Below are 2840 nucleotides of genomic sequence, written 5' to 3'. Positions count from 1 at the left end.
GGAATGGGAAATCTCATCTTGAGGGGGGCTTCATGCTTAGATGCTTTCAGCACTTATCCCGTCCGCACATAGCTACCCAGCGATGCCCTTGGCAGAACAACTGGTACACCAGCGGTGCGTCCATCCCGGTCCTCTCGTACTAAGGACAGCTCCTCTCAAATTTCCTGCGCCCGCGACGGATAGGGACCGAACTGTCTCACGACGTTCTGAACCCAGCTCGCGTACCGCTTTAATGGGCGAACAGCCCAACCCTTGGGACCGACTACAGCCCCAGGATGCGATGAGCCGACATCGAGGTGCCAAACCTCCCCGTCGATGTGGACTCTTGGGGGAGATAAGCCTGTTATCCCCGGGGTAGCTTTTATCCGTTGAGCGATGGCCCTTCCATGCGGAACCACCGGATCACTAAGCCCGACTTTCGTCCCTGCTCGACTTGTAGGTCTCGCAGTCAAGCTCCCTTGTGCCTTTACACTCTGCGAATGATTTCCAACCATTCTGAGGGAACCTTTGGGCGCCTCCGTTACATTTTAGGAGGCGACCGCCCCAGTCAAACTGCCCACCTGACACTGTCTCCCTGCCCGATAAGGGCAGCGGGTTAGAAGGTCAATACAGCCAGGGTAGTATCCCACCGATGCCTCCACCGAAGCTAGCGCTCCGGTTTCCAAGGCTCCTACCTATCCTGTACAAGCTGTACCAACATTCAATATCAGGCTGCAGTAAAGCTCCACGGGGTCTTTCCGTCCTGTCGCGGGTAACCTGCATCTTCACAGGTACTATAATTTCACCGAGTCTCTCGTTGAGACAGTGCCCAGATCGTTGCGCCTTTCGTGCGGGTCGGAACTTACCCGACAAGGAATTTCGCTACCTTAGGACCGTTATAGTTACGGCCGCCGTTTACTGGGGCTTCAATTCGCACCTTCGCTTACGCTAAGCGCTCCTCTTAACCTTCCAGCACCGGGCAGGCGTCAGCCCCTATACTTCGCCTTACGGCTTCGCAGAGACCTGTGTTTTTGCTAAACAGTCGCCTGGGCCTATTCACTGCGGCTTCTCGGGGCTTTAACACCCTAAGAAGCACCCCTTCTCCCGAAGTTACGGGGTCATTTTGCCGAGTTCCTTAACGAGAGTTCTCTCGATCACCTTAGGATTCTCTCCTCGCCTACCTGTGTCGGTTTGCGGTACGGGCACCTCTCACCTCGCTAGAGGCTTTTCTTGGCAGTGTGGAATCAGGAACTTCGCTACTAAATTTCGCTCGCCATCACAGCTCAGCCTTCACGGGAAACGGATTTGCCTATTTCCCAGCCTAACTGCTTGGACGCGGATATCCAATACCGCGCTTACCCTATCCTCCTGCGTCCCCCCATTGCTCAAATGGTGAGGAGGTGGTACAGGAATATCAACCTGTTGTCCATCGCCTACGCCTTTCGGCCTCGGCTTAGGTCCCGACTAACCCTGAGCGGACGAGCCTTCCTCAGGAAACCTTAGGCATTCGGTGGACGGGATTCTCACCCGTCTTTCGCTACTCATACCGGCATTCTCACTTCTAAGCGCTCCACCAGTCCTTCCGGTCTGGCTTCACAGCCCTTAGAACGCTCTCCTACCACTGTTCGTAAGAACAGTCCGCAGCTTCGGTGATACGTTTAGCCCCGGTACATTTTCGGCGCAGAGTCACTCGACCAGTGAGCTATTACGCACTCTTTAAATGGTGGCTGCTTCTAAGCCAACATCCTGGTTGTCTAAGCAACTCCACATCCTTTTCCACTTAACGTATACTTTGGGACCTTAGCTGGCGGTCTGGGCTGTTTCCCTTTCGACTACGGATCTTATCACTCGCAGTCTGACTCCCAAGGATAAGTCATCGGCATTCGGAGTTTGACTGAATTCGGTAACCCGGTAGGGGCCCCTAGTCCAATCAGTGCTCTACCTCCGAGACTCTTACCTTGAGGCTAGCCCTAAAGCTATTTCGGAGAGAACCAGCTATCTCCAGGTTCGATTGGCATTTCACCCCTACCCACACCTCATCCCCGCACTTTTCAACGTGCGTGGGTTCGGGCCTCCATTCAGTGTTACCTGAACTTCACCCTGGACATGGGTAGATCACCTGGTTTCGGGTCTACGACCACGTACTCATGCGCCCTATTCAGACTCGCTTTCGCTGCGGCTCCGCATCTTCTGCTTAACCTTGCACGGGATCGTAACTCGCCGGTTCATTCTACAAAAGGCACGCCATCACCCGTTAACGGGCTCTGACTACTTGTAGGCACACGGTTTCAGGATCTATTTCACTCCCCTTCCGGGGTGCTTTTCACCTTTCCCTCACGGTACTGGTTCACTATCGGTCACTAGGGAGTATTTAGCCTTGGGAGATGGTCCTCCCGGATTCCGACGGAATTTCACGTGTTCCGCCGTACTCAGGATCCACTCTGGAGAGAACGACATTTCAGTTACAGGGCTGTTACCTTCTTTGGCGGGCCTTTCCAGACCTCTTCGCTTATATCATTCCTTTGTAACTCCGTATAGAGTGTCCTACAACCCCAAGAGGCAAGCCTCTTGGTTTGGGCTGTTCCCGTTTCGCTCGCCGCTACTCAGGGAATCGCATTTGCTTTCTCTTCCTCCGGGTACTTAGATGTTTCAGTTCCCCGGGTATGCCTTCTCATACTCTATGTATTCAAGTATGGATACTACTCCATTACGAGCAGTGGGTTTCCCCATTCGGAAATCTCCGGATCAAAGCTTGCTTACAGCTCCCCGAAGCATATCGGTGTTCGTCCCGTCCTTCATCGGCTCCTAGTGCCAAGGCATCCACCGTGCGCCCTTTCTAACTTAACCATTTCTTACTTTAG

General features: G+C 53.7%; 1 rRNA gene. It reads right to left on the bottom strand.

Features of this window, described 5'->3' with window-relative positions:
- Nucleotides 1-2826, bottom strand: a 23S ribosomal RNA gene (locus tag D5S18_RS24815); the annotation flags it as partial.
- Between the last annotated feature and the right edge of the window lie 14 nt (nt 2827-2840).

Source organism: Nocardia panacis (assembly GCF_003598715.1).
Taxonomy (GTDB): domain Bacteria; phylum Actinomycetota; class Actinomycetes; order Mycobacteriales; family Mycobacteriaceae; genus Nocardia; species Nocardia panacis.
Note: the sequence above shows the minus strand (reverse complement) of the source record. Positions and strands in the feature narration are given on the sequence as shown.